This is a genomic window from Pontibacillus yanchengensis Y32, from assembly GCF_000770635.1.
GTDB lineage: Bacteria > Bacillota > Bacilli > Bacillales > BH030062 > Pontibacillus > Pontibacillus yanchengensis.
Map to the genome: position 1 here is coordinate 74003 of NZ_AVBF01000007.1, position 21110 is coordinate 95112.

Below are 21110 nucleotides of genomic sequence, written 5' to 3' on the forward strand. Positions count from 1 at the left end.
GAGGCTAGAATATGAAACGTATATACTTACAAACTCTCCCTACTGAAGAGTGGGGAGTCGTAATGGAAGGAGGTTCCATTGAACAAGTTGTTGTGGAACGTCCTGATTCAAAAAGCTTAGTAGGGAACCTATATAAAGCACGCATTGTAAATATTGAAACAAGTCTTCAGGCTGCCTTTGTCGATTTTGGGCAGTCTAAACTTGGTTTCTTAAAGAAAAATGAGTGTCCAGAGTCAAGGAGGAATCCCTCTTTACCTATTGAAAAATTAGTTCATGAAGGACAAGCGATTTGGGTTCAAGTAACGAAGGATGCATTTGATGAAAAAGGAGCTCAACTTACAGCGAACATAACATTACCAGGGATGCATCTAGTCTACTTACCTTTTGGTAATTACCATGCTGTTTCGAAAAAGGTGGATGATGAGAAGCGAAATCGTCTAAAAGAATGGGCGAAAGAGAACACAACAGATGAGGAAGGGATAATTTTTCGCACAAGTTCTGCTACTCTGGAGGATTCTCATTTAATCGAGGAACTGAGTACCTTACAAAAGCAATGGACTACGTTACAAGCTAAATTCGAATCTAATAAGCCTCCTGTCCTTGTGTGGGAGGACCGTGATATTCCTCAACGCCTACTTAGGAGATTTCCTGATCAAGCAGTTGAAGAAGTTGTAGTTGATGATACAAAGCTTGTAACGTCTATTCAAAAACAATTTCCCCATCTGAGAGAAAAATGTAGATGGTCCAAGCAAATAGAAGAAGAATTACCAGTTACGATTCCACAATTAACAGAAACGATAGCTCAGCCTCTTGTAAAGCTAGATGGTGGCGCTGAAATTCGCATTGACCAAACCGAAGCAATGGTGGTAGTGGACGTAAATACAGCGAAGAATACCAAACGATCGGATAAAGGACGATCGGTTGTCGGAACGAATATCCAAGCTGCCTCCGAAATCGCCAAACAATTGAAACTGCGTAACTTGTCAGGGATGATTATCATTGATTTTATTGGAATGAGAAATGATAAGGATCATCAGCAAGTACTAGAAAAACTTAAGAAATCCTTATATGACGACCCTGTTCGTACGGAAGTGTATGGTTTCACAAAGCTTGGATTAGTGGAGATGACGAGAAAAAGAGAAGGAAGGTCTTTACTATCAACGTTAACAGAGAGGTGTGACTCCTGTAATGGGCATGGTTATGTACCTTCAGCTCATTCATATGCCTATCAACTAGAGCGGGAATTGCTTTCCTATAGCAATTATGATCAGGATGTCATTGTAATGGAAGTAAGACCTGATGTAGCTCAAGCCTTTCGCCAGAAAATCGATGTAAATGTGTTGAAATCTACTCTTTACAAAGATCTTTACTTCCTGAATAATAGGGTAAGTGATGTGCCATATAAAATTCGTTTCATTGGAGACGAAGAGACACTGCAGAAAAGAGACTTTTATCAACAAGGCTCTATTGACAGGTTATAGTAAACATGGTAACATCAATACGTTATGTCTCGTAGCACCCGATGCTACAACCGCTCAAAACAGGTCTTAAAGCCCGCGAGGCACCTGCATGGCGAGTCTGAGTAAACAAGGAGGTGCAAGTATGTACGCAATTATTGAAACTGGCGGTAAACAACTGAAAGTAGAAGAAGGCCAATCCATCTACGTTGAGAAAGTAGATGCGGCTGATGGTGAAAACGTAACGTTCGACAAGGTACTTGTAGTAGGTGGCGACGAAACAAAAGTAGGCGCTCCTTACGTTGATGGTGCAACTGTTACGGCTTCTGTTGACAAACAAGGTCGTCAACAAAAAATCACTGTTTTCAAATACAAGCCAAAGAAGAACTACAAGCGTAAACAAGGTCATCGTCAACCTTATACAAAACTTACTGTTGATAAAATCAACGCGTAAGCTTTGGTAGATCGATGATACAAGTGCTTGTAACTCGTAACTCACAATCTCAAATAGTTGATTTTGAAATAAGTGGACATGCTGAAAGTGGTCCTTACGGCTATGATCTAGTATGCGCTGCTGTTTCGGCTGTCTCATTTGGGGCAGTAAACTCAATTATGGAGCTTTGTGCATTTGAACCCATCATCGAGCAAGGTGGAGAAGGTGGATATCTGAGAGTGGAACTCCCAGAGAACCTATCCCCAGAAGCATTTGATAAAGCGAATGTGTTGCTTGAAGGTATGATGGTCTCGTTGAAAACCATTGAACATGATTATAGTGAATATATAAAAATTTCTGAACTATAAGGAGGTGCAGCCCAATGCTACGTCTTGACTTACAGTTTTTCGCGCAGAAGAAGGGTACAGGTAGTACTAAGAACGGTCGTGACTCAATTTCTAAGCGTCTTGGAGCTAAACGCGCAGATGGTCAAATTGCTACAGCTGGTTCTATTCTTTACCGTCAACGCGGTACAAAAGTTTACCCAGGTGAGAACGTTGGAATCGGCGGAGATGACACACTTTTCTCTAAAATTGATGGTGTTGTTAAATTCGAACGCTACGGACGTAACCGTAAAAAGGTTAGCGTTTACCCAGTAGCACAAGAAGCGTAAACGTTACAAAAACTCTAACCTTCGGGTTAGAGTTTTTTAATACGTTAAAACTATGACAGTTCCATAAGCAATCCAAAAGAAGAGAGGTTGTTGGTCATCCTCTCTTTTTTCATCGTCTAGGAAAGTATAAAATTCAAGGCTTGTGTATAACTGAAAAAAAGTGATGCGGCCACGTCCAGCTCCAGCGCCCAGCGACTAGCAAACTTCCGGCACCTCCTTACGATAAGTCAACATCGGATCGCTGTCGCTCTCCGTGTTTCCTTTATCTCATACGGATTCCGTGGAAGTTCGATTAAGGTCGCTGCATCGTGCAGCAACATCGAACCAACCCACATCGTGTGGGCAGCAGTTTGTACGTCGCTAGCAGGGCGCTTTCGCTTTTGTTCTTCTTTCCGCTATTCTTGAAGTCTGCTATACTTTTACTATTATGGATAAAGGAGCGGGGATGATGAAAGTAGATGAGGTAGCCAATCTCTTACGGCATTACCGACATGACTGGATGAATCAACTTCAACTGGTCCATGGGTATGCTTCGATGGATAAGATGGAAAAAGTAAAAGAAAAACTTCAGGAGATTATCGATTTCTCGAGAGAGGAATCGAAACTCATGAATTTAAAAGCTCCTCATTTTGCCGTTTGGATGGTTCGGTTTAATGCAGAGTATAATCAGTTTCGTATGTCTTATCAGATTGATACGCAGGCTGATTTTTCTGCATTTGATCAGAGTCTTGTGCAAACGTGCTCCACAATCATTCAACAATTAGAAGAATACACGAACCCATTACAGCTATATGAATGTATGATAACTCTCTGGGGGGAAGAGTATCCCCAGTTACGAATGTGCATTTATGGGCAAGTTTCAAATGATGAACAGTTTAGAAGTCGAATAGATCAACTTCAAAGTGTTCAAAATTTAATTAGGCATGAAGAAGAACAAAGTACAAGCTATGAGATATTTTTAGATATGAATGAGAGGTGAAGGTCATGTTTGTCGATGCAGTTCGGATATATGTAAAAGCTGGTGATGGCGGCGATGGTATTGTTGCTTTTCGCCGTGAGAAGTATGTACCTAAAGGTGGACCTGCTGGTGGTGACGGTGGAAATGGTGGTAACATCGTTTTCGAAGTTGATGAAGGATTGAATACACTGATGGACTTCAGATACCAGCGTCATTTCAAAGCTAAGCGCGGTGAAAATGGCATGGGTAAAGGTGCACATGGTAAAAATGCTGATCCTTACGTTATTCCTGTACCACCAGGAACAACCGTAAAGGACGATGATACAGGAGAAGTTATTGCTGACCTTATTGAGCACAAGCAAAGAGCCGTTATTGCAAAAGCTGGCCGTGGTGGCCGAGGTAACCTAAGGTTTGCTGGTCCGAGAGACCCTGCTCCAGAGTTGGCAGAAAAAGGAGAGCCAGGTCAGGAAAGGAATATTTCCCTTGAGTTAAAATTAATGGCTGATGTAGGGCTTGTTGGGTATCCAAGTGTAGGGAAATCCACCTTGCTTTCTGTTGTGAGTGCTGCGAAGCCAAAGGTAGCCGACTATCATTTTACAACTCTTTCTCCAAATTTAGGGGTTGTGGAAACACAGGATCATAGAAGCTTCGTTATGGCTGATTTACCAGGATTAATTGAAGGAGCTCATGAAGGTGTAGGGTTAGGCTATCAATTCTTGCGTCACATCGAGCGGACCCGAGTTATTGTGCATGTAGTCGATATGGCAAGTATGGAAGGAAGAGATCCGTACGAAGATTTCACCACAATTAATCAAGAACTACAACAATACGATGAACGCCTGATGAAACGTCCGCAGCTAATTGTGGCAACAAAGATGGACATGCCAGAAGCTCAAGAAAAACTAGATGAGTTTAAATCACAATTAACAGAAGATATTCCTGTGTACCCGGTTTCTGCAATTACACGTGATGGTGTAAATGAGGTGTTGTTCGCTATTGCAGACCTTCTTGAGACAATTCCAAAGGAAGAAACACCTATCGAAGAAAAAGACGAACGTGTACTATACAAATATAAAGAAGAAGAACAACCGTTTACGATTACACGAGAATCTGATGGTGCCTTTGTCCTTAAAGGTGATAAAATTGAAAAATTATTCAAGATGACAGACTTCTCCCGTGATGAAACGATTAATCGATTCTCTCGCCAGCTTCGAGGAATGGGTGTAGATGATGCTCTTAGAGAACGTGGGGCAAAAGATGGCGATACCATTCGTCTATTGGATTACGAATTTGAATTTGTCGAATAGACTATTCAATAAGGAGGATCAGCAATGGTCCAAAGAGATGAGCAATTTTATTTAGTAAGACACGATGTATTACCAGAGTCTATGCAAAAAACGTTAGAAGCCAAAGCATTACTTGAGAGAGGGAAAGTAGATTCTGTCCATGAAGCTGTTCAAAAGGTGGATTTAAGCAGAAGTGCGTTTTATAAATATCGGGATGCGGTTTTCCCTTTCCAGGCAATGGTGAAGGAAAGAATGATTACGCTATTCTTTCATTTGGAAGACCGATCTGGAACCCTTTCTCACCTACTGGCGATGGTCGCAAAGTCTGGTTGTAATGTTCTCACCATTCACCAGACGATTCCATTGCAAGGAAAGGCAAACGTAACGCTTTCTTTAAATACGTCAGGTATGACTCAATCTATTGAACAAATGATTCAAGACTTTAAACGGCTTGATTTTATTGATCGAGTAGAAATTTTGAGTAGCGGAGCTTAGTAGGGGGGAATGAAATTGTCAACTGTAGGCTATCTAGGACCAAAAGGAACGTTTACCAATGTTGCGGTAGATGCCATATTTGATTCAGTAGATACAAAAGGTTATCGCACAATACCGGAGTGCTTGGATGCTGTGAACAATGATGAGGTAGCATTAGCTGTAGTACCTATGGAGAATGCCATAGAAGGGACAGTGCATCTGACTGTTGATTATTTAATTCACCAAGTGGATGTGCCAATCATTGCAGAAGTTGTTATTCCTATTGAACAGCATTTACTTGTACATCCAGGCTTCACTGGGGATTTAAAGGATATCGAGACAATCCACTCGCACACCCAAGCGATTGCCCAATGTCACCAATTTATTCATAAGGAAATGAATAATGCGGAGATAGAATACACTTCATCTACCGGTGAAGCGGCTTCAATTGTACAACAGAAGAAAGGTAGCCATGCTGCAATTGGTAATATACTTTCAGCTGAAGAATATGGTCTGAAAGTGTTGCGCACATCGATTCACGATTATGAAAACAATCATACTCGCTTCGCTGTCTTGCAAAAGAATCAAAAACCCGTCCAAATGAAAGAATTAACAGCTAACACATACAAAACGACCATCATGGTTACGTTGCCTAGTGATTATTCGGGTGCTCTTCATCAAGTATTATCTGCGTTCGCTTGGAGAAAAATGAACTTATCCAAGATTGAATCAAGGCCAATGAAAACAGGGCTTGGGAATTATTTCTTTATTATAGATGTAAATCAACCTTATGATGCTGTTTTGTTCCCTGCAGTTCAAGCAGAGTTAGCTGCACTTGGTTGTCAGATCAAAGTACTTGGGACGTATCCATGTTTTCATGTAGAGGCTCCAAGCTTATCTACAGAAAAAACAGCAGAATAAAAAAGTGTTCAAGTTCTCTATATTGTAGATAATACCGTTAATCTCATATGAACAAGTTTGGCAATGAGCGTCTAGGATTTCCCTAGGCGTTTTTTTAATGGTGTATTATTTTGAAAGCATCATGTGTTGCTTAATAAGATATTGGTCATTCCCTCCCATAAACAAGTAGTGTACGTCACTTTGTGATAGGATGCTAGGTATTTGTTAGAAAAAAATTTGGGCTTTTTCATCAACCTTTTAAAGGTTGTCGCATATGTTGTAATGAGTTTATCTGTTATTTACTAACTGCCTTGATTCAAATAACAGAAAGAAGGGAGTAACAGCGGTGAAAATACATGTTGTTCAAAAAGGAGATACACTGTGGAAAATCGCTAAGAAGTATGGTGTGAATTTTGAAGAAGTAAAGGCGATGAATACTCAGTTAAGTAATCCAGATATGATTATGCCGGGTATGAAGATAAAAGTGCCTTCCAATTCAAAGCCTGTGAAGAAGGAACAACCGAAGTCTAAGTATCCATCTGAACACCCTTATAAAGATGAATCACCTAAGCCTATCCCTGTCATCCAAGAGGAAAAAAAGCCTAAGGAGATGCCTAAAAAGGAAATGCCTAAAAAAGAGATGCCAAAACCAAAAGAAATGCCTATGAAAGAAATGCCAAAACCAAAAGAAATGCCTATGAAAGAAATGCCAAAACCTAAGGAAAAGCCTGTCAAGCCTGCCGTTCAAGAGAAACCAATGATGCCTATGCAACCACAACCTATTAATATGCCAATTCAAATGCAATTTCCAACAATGGAACAAGAAATGCAAAATTACTATACAACTGTAAATATACCTCAAATGCCTCAATATCAGGCGCCAAAAAAGGAAAAGAAAAAAGATGTCAAACCAGCAAAAGATGTGAAACCAGCAAAGGATGTAAAACCAGCTAAAGCAGTAAACCCACAACCCCAGCCGCAACAACAACCACAACAACAAATGTACTATCCAATGATGTATATGCACTGTCCACCTGGATATTATCCATGTCAAGTTCACCCATGTATGCCAGTACCACATATGCCAATGCAATATGGTTACGAATGGATGCCTCAGCAGGTTAGTCCGGCTATGCAAGATGGTATGGGGGATTATATGATGGAATCCTCTGATATGGATATGCCACAAATGCCTGGTCAATATGGCGGAGATGATTGTGGATGTGACGATGGTTATGGATATAGCAGTTCTTACGGAGACATGCAACAAGGTGGTTATGGAATGCCGATGCAAGGATACGGCATGCCACAAGGCTATGGAATGCCACAACAAGGTGGAATGCCACAACAAGGAGGTATGCCACAACAAGGTGGAATGCCACAACAAGGAGGTATGCCACAACAGGGTGGAATGCCACAACAGGGTGGAATGCCGCAACAAGGTGGAATGCCGCAACAAGGTGGAATGCCGCAACAAGGAGGTATGCCACAACAGGGTGGAATGTTCCAACCAGGTTCAGGTATGATGTCTGGTGAGGATTACCCAATGCCATTTATGGGTCCTGGTGGTAACCAACCTTTTGGATCGTTTGAAATGCCACGTTTTGATGACGAGGAATAATTATGGATTATACTCATTTAGGGAAAGGGAATGTCTATCAGGACCTTCCCTTTTCTTTTTTTAAAGAAAAAGGCAATCTTGATATTTATCAAGTAAAGTGGATTACTCCGCATGTTTGTAAACTCTTCACTCATCAAGGTAACTACGTAGCAAAGCGGTATCCTTCCATGCAAGTAATTCGTCAGCAAGCGGAGTTTTTTAGAGCGGCATCTTATGCTGGTATCATTCCCTTCGTTCCATTTCCAAGTGGCCGATTAACACTATATGATGGTGCACGTTACATATGGACCATAAGTACTTGGCAAGAAGGAACTACGCTTACTTTTAAGGATGAAAAAGATAGGTATGATGCTCAAAGAGCGTTACTTTTATTTCATAATCATGCACGTGGCATTCCAATTAATACCGTTCAACACCGCTCACCATTATATATCAAATGGCAAAAAAGATATTATCAATTCACATTAAGTGAACGTATGTACACAAGGTATGAAGACAAAGGCCTGTTCAATGAGCTATCTTTTTATAGTTCTGAAGCGCTGAAGCAATTTAAATCTATAGATTGGGATACGCTTATTAAACAAAGTAATAATAAATGGGAATGGAATCATGGTGATGTTGCTTCGCATAATTTTCTGAGAACCACAGATAATCATATCAAGCTCATTGATTTTGATTTATTAACATTAGGTCCGCAGTGTTATGATCGTATCCAACTTGCTCATCGATTTATTTCTCAAGGTATAAGTGTAAACGAGTTTATCCTTTTAGATTTGTTTCACCCACATCTGAAAGAAGAATCTTTTTATAAAGGTATATGCTTCCCAAGTTGGATTCTTAGAGAATGGAATGTGCTGTTGCAAAGAAAACCCTCGAGTGAACAGATTGTGCAGGGGATAGAAAAAGTTCATAAATGGTGGCATCTTCACCAATCATTTGTAGCGCAACTAACTAGTGTGCTAACATGAAATGACAAGAAACTTAACATAATTATGATGTGAAAGGGAGTCGTACATTTATGCAAGAGAACGTAAACAAATTAGTAGAATGGTTGCAACAACAAGTCCGAGATGCTGGGTTAGACGGATTGTTAGTTGGTGTTAGTGGTGGAGTTGATTCAGCAGTTGTAGCACATCTAATTAAGAAAGCCTTCCCCGAAAACTCATTAGCAGTAATTTTACCATGTAAAAGCAATCCTGGTGATCAAGACGCCGCTCAAAAAGTAATAGACAGCTGTGGTATTGAAGCTGTTACGGTGGATTTAACCGAGACACATAATGTATTATTCTCAACCATCAAAGATCAACTTCAAAGCAAGAATGAATACAACGAAGACCAAGAGCGTTTAGCTGATGCCAATTTACGTGCTAGGCTCCGTATGAGTACACTTTATACACTTGGGACTAACTATAAATATCTGGTGGTTGGAACAGATAATGCTGCTGAATGGTACACCGGCTATTTTACTAAGTACGGTGATGGTGGAGTCGATCTTGTTCCTTTATTACATTTCACAAAAGGAGAAGTACGAGAATTAGCTCGCGAGTTAGGCGTTCCTTCTGAAATCGTTGAAAAAGCACCAAGTGCAGGCTTATGGGAAGGTCAGACAGATGAAAAAGAGTTAGGGGTTTCCTACGATACAATTGATAAGCATCTAAAAGGGGAAGAAATACCAGAGGATGATAAAAAAGTTATAGAAGATCTTCACAAAAAGACAGAACATAAACGTGATATAGCATCAGCTCCCCCTAAGTTTTAAACATAAGAAAAAATTACCTAAAAGTAACTCGGTTATTCAAAACCTCTCTCATCCATCCTAAGAAGGAAAGAGAGGTTTTTTATAATGAAAAACAAATTTATGCTGTTATCTGTGCTAGTCTTAGCGATATTAGTAGGTTGTGCTGCACAAGAGGAGTCTGAATCAGATATCCAACCTGAGCTAGAACCTGAATCTCTCTCCCTCGAAAGAGATCGCATGAACAAAGAGGCGATTGATAATGATGGAAAAGATCAGCCTAGCGAAAAGCATCAAGAATATATCGATCGTTCTGTTCCTCAAAATGAATATCCTAAAAAGAACACGCCAAAGAGTGATCCCGACGCGATGTCCACAAATAATAAGGAATATGATAAGCAGTCTAGAGAAATTGGCAAACGGTTAAGTGAATCTAGATATGTAAAAACAGCTCAAGTAGTCGTAACCAATGAAAAGGTTGTTGTAGCTGTTGAAGAGCCAGACAGAACCACATATACAAGAGTAAATGTTGCCGAAAAGGTAAGGGCAGTATTGAAAGAAATGCCAGAAACTAAAGGGAAAGAAATCGTGGTGTACACAGATGAGCGATATTGGGATCGTATGAAGGATTTAAAAAGCCGACTGCACCAAGATGAAGAAATGCCAAATGGTGTTGACCAATTTAGAGAACAAACGTATCGATAAGGAGTGCCAACCAGCGCTCCTTTTTTTATACATATTTAAAAGGACATATGCGTAAAGGTATCTGTGCAATAATACTTTTTTGACGGACATATAATCTCTTATTTTCAGTAAAAACCCTCTTTTGGAGAGGTTTGCGGACATATGGTATCTTATTTGTGAAAAACACACTACATTAAGGTGATTTAGGCCAAATAGCGAACTGTATGTCCGTTCCGAATGCAAAATAGCCTTCAAATCGGGGAATAAGATACTATATGTCCACTAGCAGCATCACCTCGTGTCACAATTCATTCCTTGCTTCGTGAATACCATGATTCCGAAACAGTCCCACTCTAATCGGGCCATCTTTATTCCATTTAAAGCAACGGAAACATCTCTTTCCCCATAATATCTAGAATCCATGTCTTCAACATAATGGTGCTTATACGAAGTAAGTAAATGACTCTCTAGATAGAGAAAAGCTCACCTTCCACACTGACTGTGCTGAGTACCGTGAACCTTTTGTATTATAGGTGATTGTGTTATATTATATAAGGATTTCGAATTATGGAATTAGGAGAGAGGAGAATGTCCCATGGCAGGTCATTCGAAATGGTCCAATATTAAGCATCGGAAAGGTGCGCAAGATAAAAAACGCGGGAAAATATTTATGAAACTTGCAAAGGACCTCTATGTAGCTGCAAAAGAAGGTGGAGGGGATCCTGAAACGAACCCTGCTCTTCGTAAGGCAATAGATAAGGCAAAAGCAAATAATGTACCAAATGAAAATATTGATCGAGCAATCAATAAAGCCACTGGAAACCTTGATGGTGCAAACTTTGAGGAAACTACTTATGAAGGGTATGGACCAGCGGGAGTTGCAGTGATGGTTGAGGTGCTTACGGATAATCGTAATCGTACAGCTTCTGAAGTTCGTCACGCCTTTAATAAACACAATGGCAACCTTGGGGAAAATGGTTGTGTATCCTTTATGTTTGATCGTAAAGGTTATATTGTGATTAGTCGAACGGAACATAATGTGGATGAAGAAGAACTTATGCTAGAGGTTATTGAAGCAGGTGCCGAGGAAATGGAAACGAATGAGGAGTCATTTGAGATTTATACTGATCCTGAGTCGTTTCAAGATGTACGCACTGCGTTAGAAGCACAAGGTTACACATTAGAAAATGCAGAGGTTACATTCTTCCCGCAAACCTATTCACACGTTGAAGGAGAAGAAGCTGAGCAAATGGAAAAGCTGATTGATATGCTCGAAGACCTTGAAGACGTGCAAGAGATTTATCACAACCAAAAATAATGATTCTACCTCAATGGAGGGATGAAACTTCTAATTTCAGGACATACTGAGATTAGAAGTTTTTTTATTTGATTAAAAGGAAGTTTAATCTGTCGAGAAACGTCTTCTCAGTTTGTGAAAAGAAATCCTTGATAGGAGGGGACATACATGAATGCGTTTCGTTTGCTAGTACTAACCATATTTGTCGTGTTGGTAGCTGGAAGTATATCAGTATTTAATAGTGAGGCGTCTGAAGGTGACACTACCAATCAGAGCAAAAGTGATGAGAAAAAATCATGGGAGCAGGATCCCTTGGAATTGGAGATTGTACTCCGTCGATCTTATGTTGATGGTCAGGTTAGTGAGGAAACATTTACAGAAACAATATGGTCCCTGGAGGATTTCTGGTCAACGTATGAAGACTGGAATCTTGTAGAGCAAATAGAAGGAAAAGTGGTATTTCAAAAAGAAGTAGATGAACTATCTCCAGCAATGAAGCATGATGGATACTTTGGTATTAATCAAAAAGGAGAGCTTACGATTTTTGAAGGAACGCCTAATCATCAAAAGGCCATACAATCCTTCTTCTATATTAATACAGAGAAATTAGAGAGTCATCAAACGGAGGAATTGAAGAAGGGGATAAAGATACATTCCAAAGATCAATACTTAAGTTTGCTTAAGACATATGAGCAATATGCTACCCAACATATTAAATAGCAAAAAACCTTCCTGAAATCAGGAAGGTTTTTGTTATTTAGGCGTATATGGAAGCTCGTTTCTTTCCTATGTATATAACCATTTCGCTTATGAGTTTATCTGGAACTCTTCGGTTGTTTGGTTACTTTTTCTGCGTTTACGCCCAGTGATTTTAAGTATTTGATGATGCGGTCGATGGTTTTCATGTACGGAGGCACCTCATTACCTTTCAGACTTATCTAACTTCTATAGTAGATTTTAATGACCAGTCAGTCAACCATTATTTTCGAAAAATTATATGTGTTAGGAAAATAAAGCAGGCGAACATACGTCCGAAACAATCTTCGAGTACACAGCCATCTTGTGTTAAAATAAATAGAGGTTAAGTACGAGTAAGGGAGTTACGGAAATGATTGCTTATATACAAGGTGTGTTAACATCTATTGATGCGGAAAGTGTTATTGTCGAAGCAAATGGAGTAGGATATGATATTTGTTGTGCAAATCCGTTTGCTTATCAGGCTAATAAAAATAAAGAGGTACGTATTTATACATATCACTATGTGAGAGAAGATACACAAATGCTTTACGGTTTTAAAACCCCTGAAGAAAAATCTTTATTTGCAAAGTTGTTGAATGTTTCAGGAATAGGCCCTAAAGGGGCTTTAGCTATACTTGCCTCTACATCAGTTGGCGAAGTTGTATCAGCTATTGAGCGTGAGGACGAGACGTTCCTTACGAAGTTCCCTGGTGTAGGTAAGAAAACAGCTCGCCAAATGATTCTTGACTTAAAAGGTAAATTGACAGAATGGTTACCAGTGGAGCAAGAAGAAGGTACAATTTTCTTTGAGGGTGAAACAAAAGAAGAGCAGTCCAAACAGCTCGAGGAAGCCATCGAAGCTATGAAAGCTTTAGGATATTCTGAGAAAGAATTAAAATCCATTCGTCCACGGCTACAGGAAGAAACAACTACAAGTACTGATGACCTAGTTAGAAAAGGGTTATCTCTTATGATGCAAAAATAATAAAGGAGGAGGTGTACAATGGACGATCGCATGGTAAGTGGTGATGTTCAACCTGATGAAGAATCGGTTGAATATAGCCTTAGACCTCAAAGCCTTGCCCAATATATTGGGCAAGGAAAGACAAAAGAAAATTTAAAGATTTTTATAGAAGCAGCCAGAATGAGAAACGAACCACTTGATCACGTCCTTTTATATGGACCTCCTGGATTAGGAAAAACTACACTTGCTTCTATTATTTCCAATGAGATGGGAGGCCAATTTCGAACAACAGCCGGTCCTGCAATCGAAAGAGCAGGGGACTTAGCTGCTATCCTTTCATCACTTGAAGCTGGTGATGTGTTATTCATTGATGAAATCCACCGACTTCCTCGTTCTGTGGAAGAGGTGCTATATCCAGCAATGGAGGACTTCTGTTTAGATATTGTGATTGGTTCAGGTTCGGAAGCGCGTTCCATTCGTTTAGATTTACCTCCTTTCACCTTGGTTGGTGCGACTACTCGAGCAGGTCTTTTATCTGCTCCATTACGTGATCGGTTTGGCGTTTTAAGTCGCTTAGATTATTACACCACAGAAGACTTATGTGCTATTGTGGAGCGGACTTCAGACATTTTTCATGTAGATATAAGTGAAGAAGCCGCAGTGGAAATCGCTAGGAGATCAAGAGGTACCCCTAGAATTGCTAATCGTTTATTGAAGCGTGTTCGTGATATTGCTCAAGTAAAAGGGGAAGCAGTTATTTCTAAAGATACAACTCAACATGCATTAACGATGCTTCAGGTCGATCAGGAAGGACTTGACCACGTTGACCATAAATTACTTACAAGTATCATGGATCACTTCAAAGGTGGACCAGTAGGCTTAGATACAATTGCAGCTACGATTGGAGAAGAATCACAAACAATTGAAGAGGTGTACGAGCCATTTCTTTTGCAGATGGGGTTTATACAACGTACCCCTAGGGGAAGACTGGTTACCAATAAAACTTACGAGCATTTTAATCGGGAGGTGCCAGGGGCTTGACCGATTTACCTAAATTGTTCATTATTATTGGGGTCGTCTTTATTGTCATTGGGTTAATATGGACGATGTTTGGCAAGCTACCAGGTGATATTTCTTTCAAGAAAGGGAATGTGACGTTTTATTTCCCGATTGTTACCTCCATAGTGGTCAGCATCGTTTTATCATTAATCTTTTATTTTATAGGAAAAATTCGTTGAAATAGAGTAGGGAGAGCGTTATGAACATTAAGGATTTTGATTTTGATTTACCAGAAGAACTTATTGCACAAACTCCTTTGCTAAATAGAACCCATTCCAAAATGCTTGTATTAGATAGAGAAAGCGAGACTATTGATCATAAACACTTTTATGATTTACCTTCCTATCTTAATTCAGGGGATTGCCTTGTTTTGAATAATACTCGTGTACTTCCTGCACGATTATATGGTGTGAAGGAAGATACAGGTGGAAAAGTAGAAGTATTATTACTTCATCAACAAGAAGGGGACGAATGGGAAGTTCTGGTTAAGCCTGCTAAAAAAGTAAAAGAAGGTACCAGAATATCATTTGGTGACGGTAAGTTGATTGCTGAATGTACAGCATTAAAAGATCACGGTGGTCGTATTGTTAAGCTACACTATGATGGAATCTTTTTAGAAGTCCTAGAATCACTAGGAGAGATGCCGCTACCTCCATATATTAAGGAACAACTGCCAGATCAAGAGAGATATCAAACGGTATATTCAAAGGAAGAAGGGTCTGCCGCAGCCCCAACCGCAGGTCTTCATTTTACCAATGAGCTTCTAGAAGAGATTCAAGAACAGGGTGTGGAAATTGCCTATATAACGTTACACGTTGGACTAGGAACGTTTCGCCCAGTAAGTGCAGAGACTGTGGAAGAACATGAGATGCATGCAGAATTTTATGATATGGATCAACAAACGGCTGAGCAGCTGAAACGGATAAAAGCGAATGGTGGACGTATTATTCCAGTTGGTACAACTTCAACGCGAACATTAGAAACGATTGTGCGCGATTATGGTGGCTTTACGGAGGCGCGAGGATGGACGGATATCTTCATTTACCCTCCATATACTTTCAAGGCTGTTGATGGATTAATTACAAACTTCCACTTACCGATGTCGACGCTCATTATGATGGTGAGTGCACTGGCTGGTAAGGATGTTGTAATGAAAGCCTATCATGAAGCCATTGAGCAAAGGTATCGCTTCTTTAGTTTCGGAGATGCAATGTTTATTAAATAAAAGTTTAACAAGGAAAGGGTTTCGTTCATGCCAGCAATACGATATGAATTAATCAAAACGTGTAAGCAAACCGGAGCACGTTTAGGACGTGTCCATACACCTCATGGCTCATTTGAAACACCAATGTTTATGCCTGTAGGGACATTGGCTACTGTGAAAACAATGGCTCCAGAGGAATTAAAACAAATGGGAGCAGACATAATACTTTCAAACACCTATCATTTGTGGCTTCGACCTGGTGAAGACATTGTCGAGGAAGCTGGTGGTCTTCACAAGTTTATGAATTGGGATGGCTCTATCCTCACCGATTCAGGTGGTTTTCAGGTGTTTAGTTTAAGTGACTTACGAGATATTAAAGAGGAAGGGGTACATTTTCGAAACCATATAAGTGGCGAGAAACTTTTCCTTTCACCAGAGAAAGCAATGCATATTCAAAACTCACTCGGTGCCGATATTATGATGGCATTTGATGAATGTCCTCCATATCCAGCTAGTCATGAATATATGAAGAGTTCTGTAGAGCGCACGAGTCGCTGGGCTGAGCGCTGTTTGGAAGCACATCAGCGTCCGCACGATCAAGGATTGTTTGGTATCATTCAAGGAGGAGAATATGAGGATCTTCGTAGACAAAGTGCGAAGGATCTAATTTCTTTAGACTTCCCAGGCTATGCTATTGGTGGTTTGTCTGTTGGAGAACCAAAGGATGTCATGAATCGTGTACTTGATTTTACGACTCCGTTGCTTCCAAATGACAAAGCTCGTTATTTAATGGGAGTGGGTTCACCAGATTCACTTATTGATGGATCCATCAGAGGCGTTGATATGTTTGACTGTGTACTACCAACTCGAATTGCTCGTAATGGAACATGTATGACCTCTCAAGGTAGATTGGTTGTTCGAAATGCTAAATTTGCACGTGACTTCCGACCTATTGATGAGAATTGTGACTGCCATACGTGCCGAAATTACTCTAGAGCATATATCCGTCACTTAGTAAAAGCTAATGAGACATTTGGTTTCAGACTTACAACTTATCATAACCTGTATTTTCTGTTAAAATTAATGGAGCAAGTGCGACAAGCCATTCGAGAAGACCGTCTTGGCGATTTTCGTGAAGAATTTTTCGAGCAGTATGGCTTAAATAAACCAAATGCTAAGAATTTTTAAATAAAGAAAGGAGGAATTTATAATGGGTGGAGGTACTTTAGCATCGATTATTCCATTAATCTTGATGTTTGTGATCTTCTATTTCCTACTTATTCGCCCTCAACAAAAGAAGCAGAAGAAAGTGCAGCAAATGCAAGCTGAGCTTCAAAAGGGTGATAAAATCATTACCATTGGCGGTTTACATGGAACCGTTCATGCATTGGATGAAGGAACTCTTGTAGTCGAAGGCCAGGATGGCACAAAGCTTACATATGATCGTTCATCAGTAAGAGAAGTAGTGAATAAAGACTAAACCATAGGAAAAGCGCCTATTCATAATGAATGGCGCTTTTTTATTGTCTAGCGTACTATAAAATTTAATGCTTGTGTATAACTGAAAAAGTGAAGTAGCCACGTCCAGCTCCAGCGCCCAGCGACTAACAAACTTCCTGCACCTCCTTACGATAAGTCAACATCCAATCGCTATCGCTCCTCGTGTTTCCTTTCGGCCTACACGACGTAGGTTGGTTCGATGTTGCTGCGTGATGCAGCGGTTTTAATCGAACTTCCGCATAAACAGGACAGTTTGTACGTCGCTACCCGGGCGCTTGCGCTTTTGTTCTTGTTATAATGCTTCCTTTTGCGCTTTTGTTTCTTTTTATGTTGATTTTCCACCTACGTTAACACCAATCATTCCTCCAAGTAGAGCCATGAGTATATATCCACCGTGGTAGAACAACTGTGTCATGCCCATTCCTTCTTGAAAGCCAAGGTATTGAAATAACAATACGATAAGCGAAAAGCCTAATCCTGTAAAGATACCTAGCATCCAGCCTTTTTCATTTCCTTTTGCTCCAGAAATAAAGCCTCCTATAAATAGGATTAATAGCCCGAGTATAAGTGTTGCCCATTGAAGTGTTGTTTCTGTCATGGACGTAAACTTTAATATTAAAGCTAGAATAAGGCTACTAAGAATCATCATAGTAAATATAGTTCCCCATCCATAGGCCAGTGCGGTCATACGGTTTTTTGTCATTGGATTTCCCCCTGTTCGTCCCACTTTTTATTAGCTTATTCTCGAAGAAATTAAAATAGAATAAAATATTTTCCCTACCTACTTGAATACATTAGTAAAAATGGACAAGAAGAGGGGAACGTATATATATGGAAACCACCTTAGCGATTGCGGTATTTATCGTTAGTTACATATTCATAATGACTGAAAAAATAAATAGAGCCCTGATTGCTGTAACTGGTGGTTTCTTAATGCTTGTCACGGGTATATACAAGTGGAATGACGCCTTTACGGACTATATTGATTGGGGAACGATAACACTGTTATTTTCCATGATGGTTCTAGTATCCATTACGAAGAAGACAGGTTTCTTTGAGTATGTTGCTATTGTATTAGCTCAGAGGGTGAAAGGGGCACCAATACCATTACTTATTGTATCTGGTGTGCTAACAGCTATCGGTTCGGCTTTATTAGATAATGTGACTACAGTTTTATTATTCGTACCAATCTTGCTCACTTTAACAAAGTTATTAAGCTTACCTGTATTCCCATATTTATTAACCGTTATCCTTTGCGCCAATATTGGTGGAACAGCTACATTGATTGGGGATCCACCAAATATAATGATTGGGCAAGCTGTAGAACATTTAACTTTTGTTTCTTTTATCGTGCATCTTGGGCCGGTTGTACTGTTGATTTTTGCAAGTACTTTGTTCTTTTTAGTGATACTTTTTAGAAAGAGACTGCAAACGAAACAAGGGAATCACGTGGATGAGCTAATGAATATGACAGCTAGTACCTACTTAAAGAAAACACCGATGCTATATCAATCCATTACAGTTCTGTCATTAACAATTTTAGGGTTTCTATTACATGCCTTTGTTCATGTGGAACTAACGACTGTGGCTGTATGCGGGGCCTTATTATTGCTATTATTAACAGATAAGGAAGCTAATGCTGAAAAAGTATTTGAAGAGGTAGAATGGGTTACACTGTTCTTTTTTATAGGTTTGTTTATGCTTGTGGGAGGACTTGAACAAGTAGGTGTAATTGATGAAATGGCTAGAGGGATGATGTGGTTAACTCAAGGTGATTTACCATTAACTGCTCTTCTTATCTTGTGGATGTCAGGGTTGTTCTCTGGAATTGTCGACAATATTCCGTTTGTAGCGGCGATGATCCCAGTTATACAAGAATTCCAATCTTACGGAATGGCAAACCTCGATCCATTGTGGTGGTCGTTGGCATTAGGGGCTTGTCTAGGTGGGAATGGTACACTAATAGGAGCATCTGCTAATGTTGTAGTAGCAGGACTAGCTGCTAGTGCCAAACACCCCATAGGCTTTTTGAAATTTATGCTGTATGGTATGCCAGTGGTGCTTTTTTCACTGATAGTCTCAACTATTTATGTATATTTCCGTTACTTACTACCATTTATTCAAAGCTCACTATAGGCATAATGAACGTAAATTGGTTCATTCTATAAAATGGTGACATTTTATAGAAAGTAGGGAGTTCTCTTGCCAATTAACGAAATGATTATTGTTATTGCTCGTACATTTGCAACATACTTTGCCATATTAATTATCTTCCGTCTAATGGGAAAGCGTGAGATTGGAGAATTGAGTATTCTCGATTTGGTTGTTTTTATTATGTTAGCGGAAATTGGAGTATTCTCCATTGAGTCCCCTCAAGATGAATTTATTCACGCTATTATACCAATGATTGTCTTACTGTTTATTCAGCGCGCTACAGCTTGGCTATCATTGAAAAGCCAAATGTTTCGTGTTCTACTGGATGGAAAGCCTTCTGTTATTATACGTGAAGGGAAAATTAACGAAAATGAAATGCGAAAACAGCGATATAACTTTGATGATCTTATGCAACAATTAAGGGAAAATGGTACAAGAAGTATTGCAGATGTTGATTTTGCAGTGCTTGAGCCATCAGGTAAGTTATCTATTTATGATAAAAGTGAAAAAGGTTCTAATGATTTCTCTGGTTTTATTATGCCATTGATTGCAGATGGTAAAATTCAATATGAAAACCTTAAACAAAATGATAAAGATGAAGAGTGGCTCAGGAAAGAAATCCGCAAAAGAGGATATGAGCACCCGGAACAAATATCATTTTTATCTGTAGATCAGAAAGACAAATGGTACATTGACACATACGAATCAGAAACGAAGGATTAAATGTTGATACTATCGAATAGATAATAGATGAATAAATAGGGGATGGGAGAGATGATTTTGACAACATCATTTAATTGGCACAAAGAGGTAGAGAAAAAATGGGACCAAAATGTAACATTCTGGTCTGAGAAAAGTCGAGCGATGTGGGACCATGGCAGTCGATCATCGATTGTTCCATTTATTGAAAAGCATGTAGGAAAAGGGAGTTACATAGGGGATATAGGATGCGGAGATGGTTATGGCTCCTATAAATTAAAAGAAGCGGGATATGATGTGATAGGTGTTGACCTCTCTCCTAAAATGGTTGAACATGCGAACAAAGTCTGTGATGAGAATTTATGCTTTAAATTAGGTGATTTAGCTTCACTACCATTTGAAGATAATACATTTGATGCTTTGATTGCAATTAATTCCATCGAATGGACAGAGGAACCTTATCTAGCACTAAAGGAGTTAAAACGAGTACTAAAGCCAGGCGGTTTATTATGTGTAGGACTCCTAGGCCCAACTGCAGGGCCTAGACAAAACAGCTTTAGAAGACTTTTAGGGGAAAGTGTTATCTGTAATACAATGATGCCTTGGGAGTTTGAACAATTGGCCTTAGAAAGTAGCTGGAGCGTCATAGATGGCCAAGGAGTGTATAAAGAGGGTGTAAAACCAGAACACTATGAAACCCTTCCTAAACAGCTTAAACAAGCACTGACATTCATGTGGCTTTTTATGTTTCAAAAGGAGTAAGCTAGATATAATAGTTGATACGAGACTTATATGCGTGAGAAAAAAAGAGCTTGGATTATAAGAAATCCAAGCTCTTTTTAATTTAAGGCTGTGTTAAAGTTTGTTGTTGATATAATTGAAGTATTATGTTCTTCTATATAAGCACCATTAAATTGAAGACTTGGAATCGAGATATTATGGATTAGAGAAATGTTTCCGTTGTGTTAATTTAGAGAAAAGATGGGCCGGGAAATAGCTCGCTTTCCTGTGGACGAACGGTCAAGCCTCCTCGGGCAAAAATCGCCCTGCGGGGTCTTGACACATCCGTTTTTCCACGGGAGTCTCGCCATTTCCCGGCCCATCTTTGCGTTCGTGTGGTATAACGGAAACATAGCCAGGCTAGAGATTACATGACACAAAAATGAGGCTATGCGGACATATAGTCTCTTATTCTTCAATTTGAAGGCTATTTTGCATTCGTAACGGACATTCAGTTCGCTATTTGGCCTAAATCACCTTAATGTAATGTGTTC

The 21110-nt window shown here is 39.6% G+C and carries 24 protein-coding genes and 1 other annotated feature; of the genes, 23 read left to right on the top strand and 1 reads right to left on the bottom strand.

Annotation, left to right across the window (positions count from 1 at the left end; genetic code table 11):
• Window positions 1-11: 11 nt before the first annotated feature.
• The 20 genes from N782_RS04395 to yajC all read left to right on the top strand — a co-directional run bounded on the left by N782_RS04395 (window position 12) and on the right by yajC (window position 16963).
• The gene (locus N782_RS04395) at window positions 12-1481 is read left to right on the top strand and encodes an Rne/Rng family ribonuclease (protein ID WP_084102971.1); all 1470 of its coding nucleotides are present in this window, start codon (window positions 12-14) and stop codon (window positions 1479-1481) included.
• Window positions 1482-1519: 38 nt separating this feature from the next.
• Window positions 1520-1590, top strand: a sequence feature (ribosomal protein L21 leader region).
• Between the two features lie 12 nt (window positions 1591-1602).
• Complete coding sequence (gene rplU, locus N782_RS04400) at window positions 1603-1911, top strand: 50S ribosomal protein L21 (RefSeq protein WP_036816629.1); 309 nt, start codon at window positions 1603-1605, stop codon at window positions 1909-1911.
• Between the two features lie 14 nt (window positions 1912-1925).
• Window positions 1926-2258 carry a ribosomal-processing cysteine protease Prp gene (locus tag N782_RS04405; protein ID WP_036816630.1) on the top strand — a complete coding sequence of 111 codons (333 nt, stop codon included), beginning with the start codon at window positions 1926-1928 and terminating at the stop codon, window positions 2256-2258.
• 14 nt (window positions 2259-2272) lie between these two features.
• Window positions 2273-2563, top strand: a complete 291-nt coding sequence (gene rpmA, locus N782_RS04410) for a 50S ribosomal protein L27 (protein ID WP_036816633.1) — start codon at window positions 2273-2275, stop codon at window positions 2561-2563.
• 448 nt (window positions 2564-3011) lie between these two features.
• A complete protein-coding gene (locus N782_RS20600) occupies window positions 3012-3542 on the top strand; it encodes a Spo0B domain-containing protein (protein ID WP_052111168.1) in 531 nt (176 codons plus the stop codon).
• A 5-nt stretch (window positions 3543-3547) separates the two neighbouring features.
• Window positions 3548-4828: a GTPase ObgE gene (obgE, locus tag N782_RS04420; protein ID WP_036816635.1), complete on the top strand. Its 1281-nt coding sequence runs from the start codon at window positions 3548-3550 to the stop codon at window positions 4826-4828.
• A 24-nt stretch (window positions 4829-4852) separates the two neighbouring features.
• Entirely contained in the window at window positions 4853-5302 is a 450-nt protein-coding gene (locus tag N782_RS04425; RefSeq protein ID WP_036816638.1) for an ACT domain-containing protein, read from the top strand.
• A gap of 9 nt (window positions 5303-5311) precedes the next feature.
• Complete coding sequence (gene pheA / locus N782_RS04430; protein ID WP_036816641.1) at window positions 5312-6202, top strand: prephenate dehydratase; 891 nt, start codon at window positions 5312-5314, stop codon at window positions 6200-6202.
• A gap of 325 nt (window positions 6203-6527) precedes the next feature.
• Window positions 6528-7802: a SafA/ExsA family spore coat assembly protein gene (gene safA / locus N782_RS22065; protein WP_052111169.1), complete on the top strand. Its 1275-nt coding sequence runs from the start codon at window positions 6528-6530 to the stop codon at window positions 7800-7802.
• Between the two features lie 2 nt (window positions 7803-7804).
• Window positions 7805-8770, top strand: a complete 966-nt coding sequence (locus tag N782_RS04440; RefSeq protein ID WP_036816643.1) for a phosphotransferase — start codon at window positions 7805-7807, stop codon at window positions 8768-8770.
• Between the two features lie 50 nt (window positions 8771-8820).
• Complete coding sequence (nadE, locus tag N782_RS04445) at window positions 8821-9561, top strand: NAD(+) synthase (protein WP_036816645.1); 741 nt, start codon at window positions 8821-8823, stop codon at window positions 9559-9561.
• Window positions 9562-9645: 84 nt separating this feature from the next.
• Window positions 9646-10242 carry a YhcN/YlaJ family sporulation lipoprotein gene (locus tag N782_RS20610; RefSeq protein WP_052111170.1) on the top strand — a complete coding sequence of 199 codons (597 nt, stop codon included), beginning with the start codon at window positions 9646-9648 and terminating at the stop codon, window positions 10240-10242.
• Window positions 10243-10816: 574 nt separating this feature from the next.
• Entirely contained in the window at window positions 10817-11539 is a 723-nt protein-coding gene (locus N782_RS04455; protein ID WP_036816647.1) for a YebC/PmpR family DNA-binding transcriptional regulator, read from the top strand.
• A gap of 147 nt (window positions 11540-11686) precedes the next feature.
• A complete protein-coding gene (locus N782_RS04460; RefSeq protein WP_036816648.1) occupies window positions 11687-12238 on the top strand; it encodes a BofC C-terminal domain-containing protein in 552 nt (183 codons plus the stop codon).
• A gap of 388 nt (window positions 12239-12626) precedes the next feature.
• A complete protein-coding gene (gene ruvA, locus N782_RS04465; protein ID WP_036816651.1) occupies window positions 12627-13241 on the top strand; it encodes a Holliday junction branch migration protein RuvA in 615 nt (204 codons plus the stop codon).
• Between the two features lie 18 nt (window positions 13242-13259).
• Entirely contained in the window at window positions 13260-14261 is a 1002-nt protein-coding gene (gene ruvB, locus N782_RS04470; RefSeq protein WP_036816653.1) for a Holliday junction branch migration DNA helicase RuvB, read from the top strand.
• Entirely contained in the window at window positions 14258-14458 is a 201-nt protein-coding gene (locus tag N782_RS04475; RefSeq protein ID WP_036816656.1) for a DUF2905 domain-containing protein, read from the top strand. Before ruvB ends, N782_RS04475 begins: the two co-directional genes overlap by 4 nt.
• A gap of 20 nt (window positions 14459-14478) precedes the next feature.
• Window positions 14479-15504 (top strand): tRNA preQ1(34) S-adenosylmethionine ribosyltransferase-isomerase QueA, encoded by a 1026-nt coding sequence (queA, locus tag N782_RS04480; protein WP_036816659.1) that lies wholly within the window; start codon window positions 14479-14481, stop codon window positions 15502-15504.
• A 27-nt stretch (window positions 15505-15531) separates the two neighbouring features.
• Window positions 15532-16671: a tRNA guanosine(34) transglycosylase Tgt gene (gene tgt, locus N782_RS04485; RefSeq protein WP_036816661.1), complete on the top strand. Its 1140-nt coding sequence runs from the start codon at window positions 15532-15534 to the stop codon at window positions 16669-16671.
• A 22-nt stretch (window positions 16672-16693) separates the two neighbouring features.
• Window positions 16694-16963, top strand: coding sequence for a preprotein translocase subunit YajC (gene yajC / locus N782_RS04490; RefSeq protein WP_036816663.1), 270 nt, complete (start codon window positions 16694-16696; stop codon window positions 16961-16963).
• 345 nt (window positions 16964-17308) lie between these two features.
• On the opposite strand, the gene N782_RS04495 is transcribed toward yajC, so the two are convergent.
• Window positions 17309-17686: a TIGR04086 family membrane protein gene (locus tag N782_RS04495; protein ID WP_036816666.1), complete on the bottom strand. Its 378-nt coding sequence runs from the start codon at window positions 17684-17686 to the stop codon at window positions 17309-17311.
• 128 nt (window positions 17687-17814) lie between these two features.
• Between N782_RS04495 and N782_RS04500 the strand changes: the two genes are divergently transcribed.
• The 3 genes from N782_RS04500 to N782_RS04510 all read left to right on the top strand — a co-directional run bounded on the left by N782_RS04500 (window position 17815) and on the right by N782_RS04510 (window position 20598).
• Window positions 17815-19119, top strand: coding sequence for an ArsB/NhaD family transporter (locus tag N782_RS04500; protein WP_036816668.1), 1305 nt, complete (start codon window positions 17815-17817; stop codon window positions 19117-19119).
• Window positions 19120-19200: 81 nt separating this feature from the next.
• A complete protein-coding gene (locus N782_RS04505; protein ID WP_420805575.1) occupies window positions 19201-19860 on the top strand; it encodes a DUF421 domain-containing protein in 660 nt (219 codons plus the stop codon).
• Between the two features lie 57 nt (window positions 19861-19917).
• The gene (locus N782_RS04510) at window positions 19918-20598 is read left to right on the top strand and encodes a class I SAM-dependent methyltransferase (RefSeq protein WP_237582546.1); all 681 of its coding nucleotides are present in this window, start codon (window positions 19918-19920) and stop codon (window positions 20596-20598) included.
• Window positions 20599-21110 lie beyond the last annotated feature (512 nt).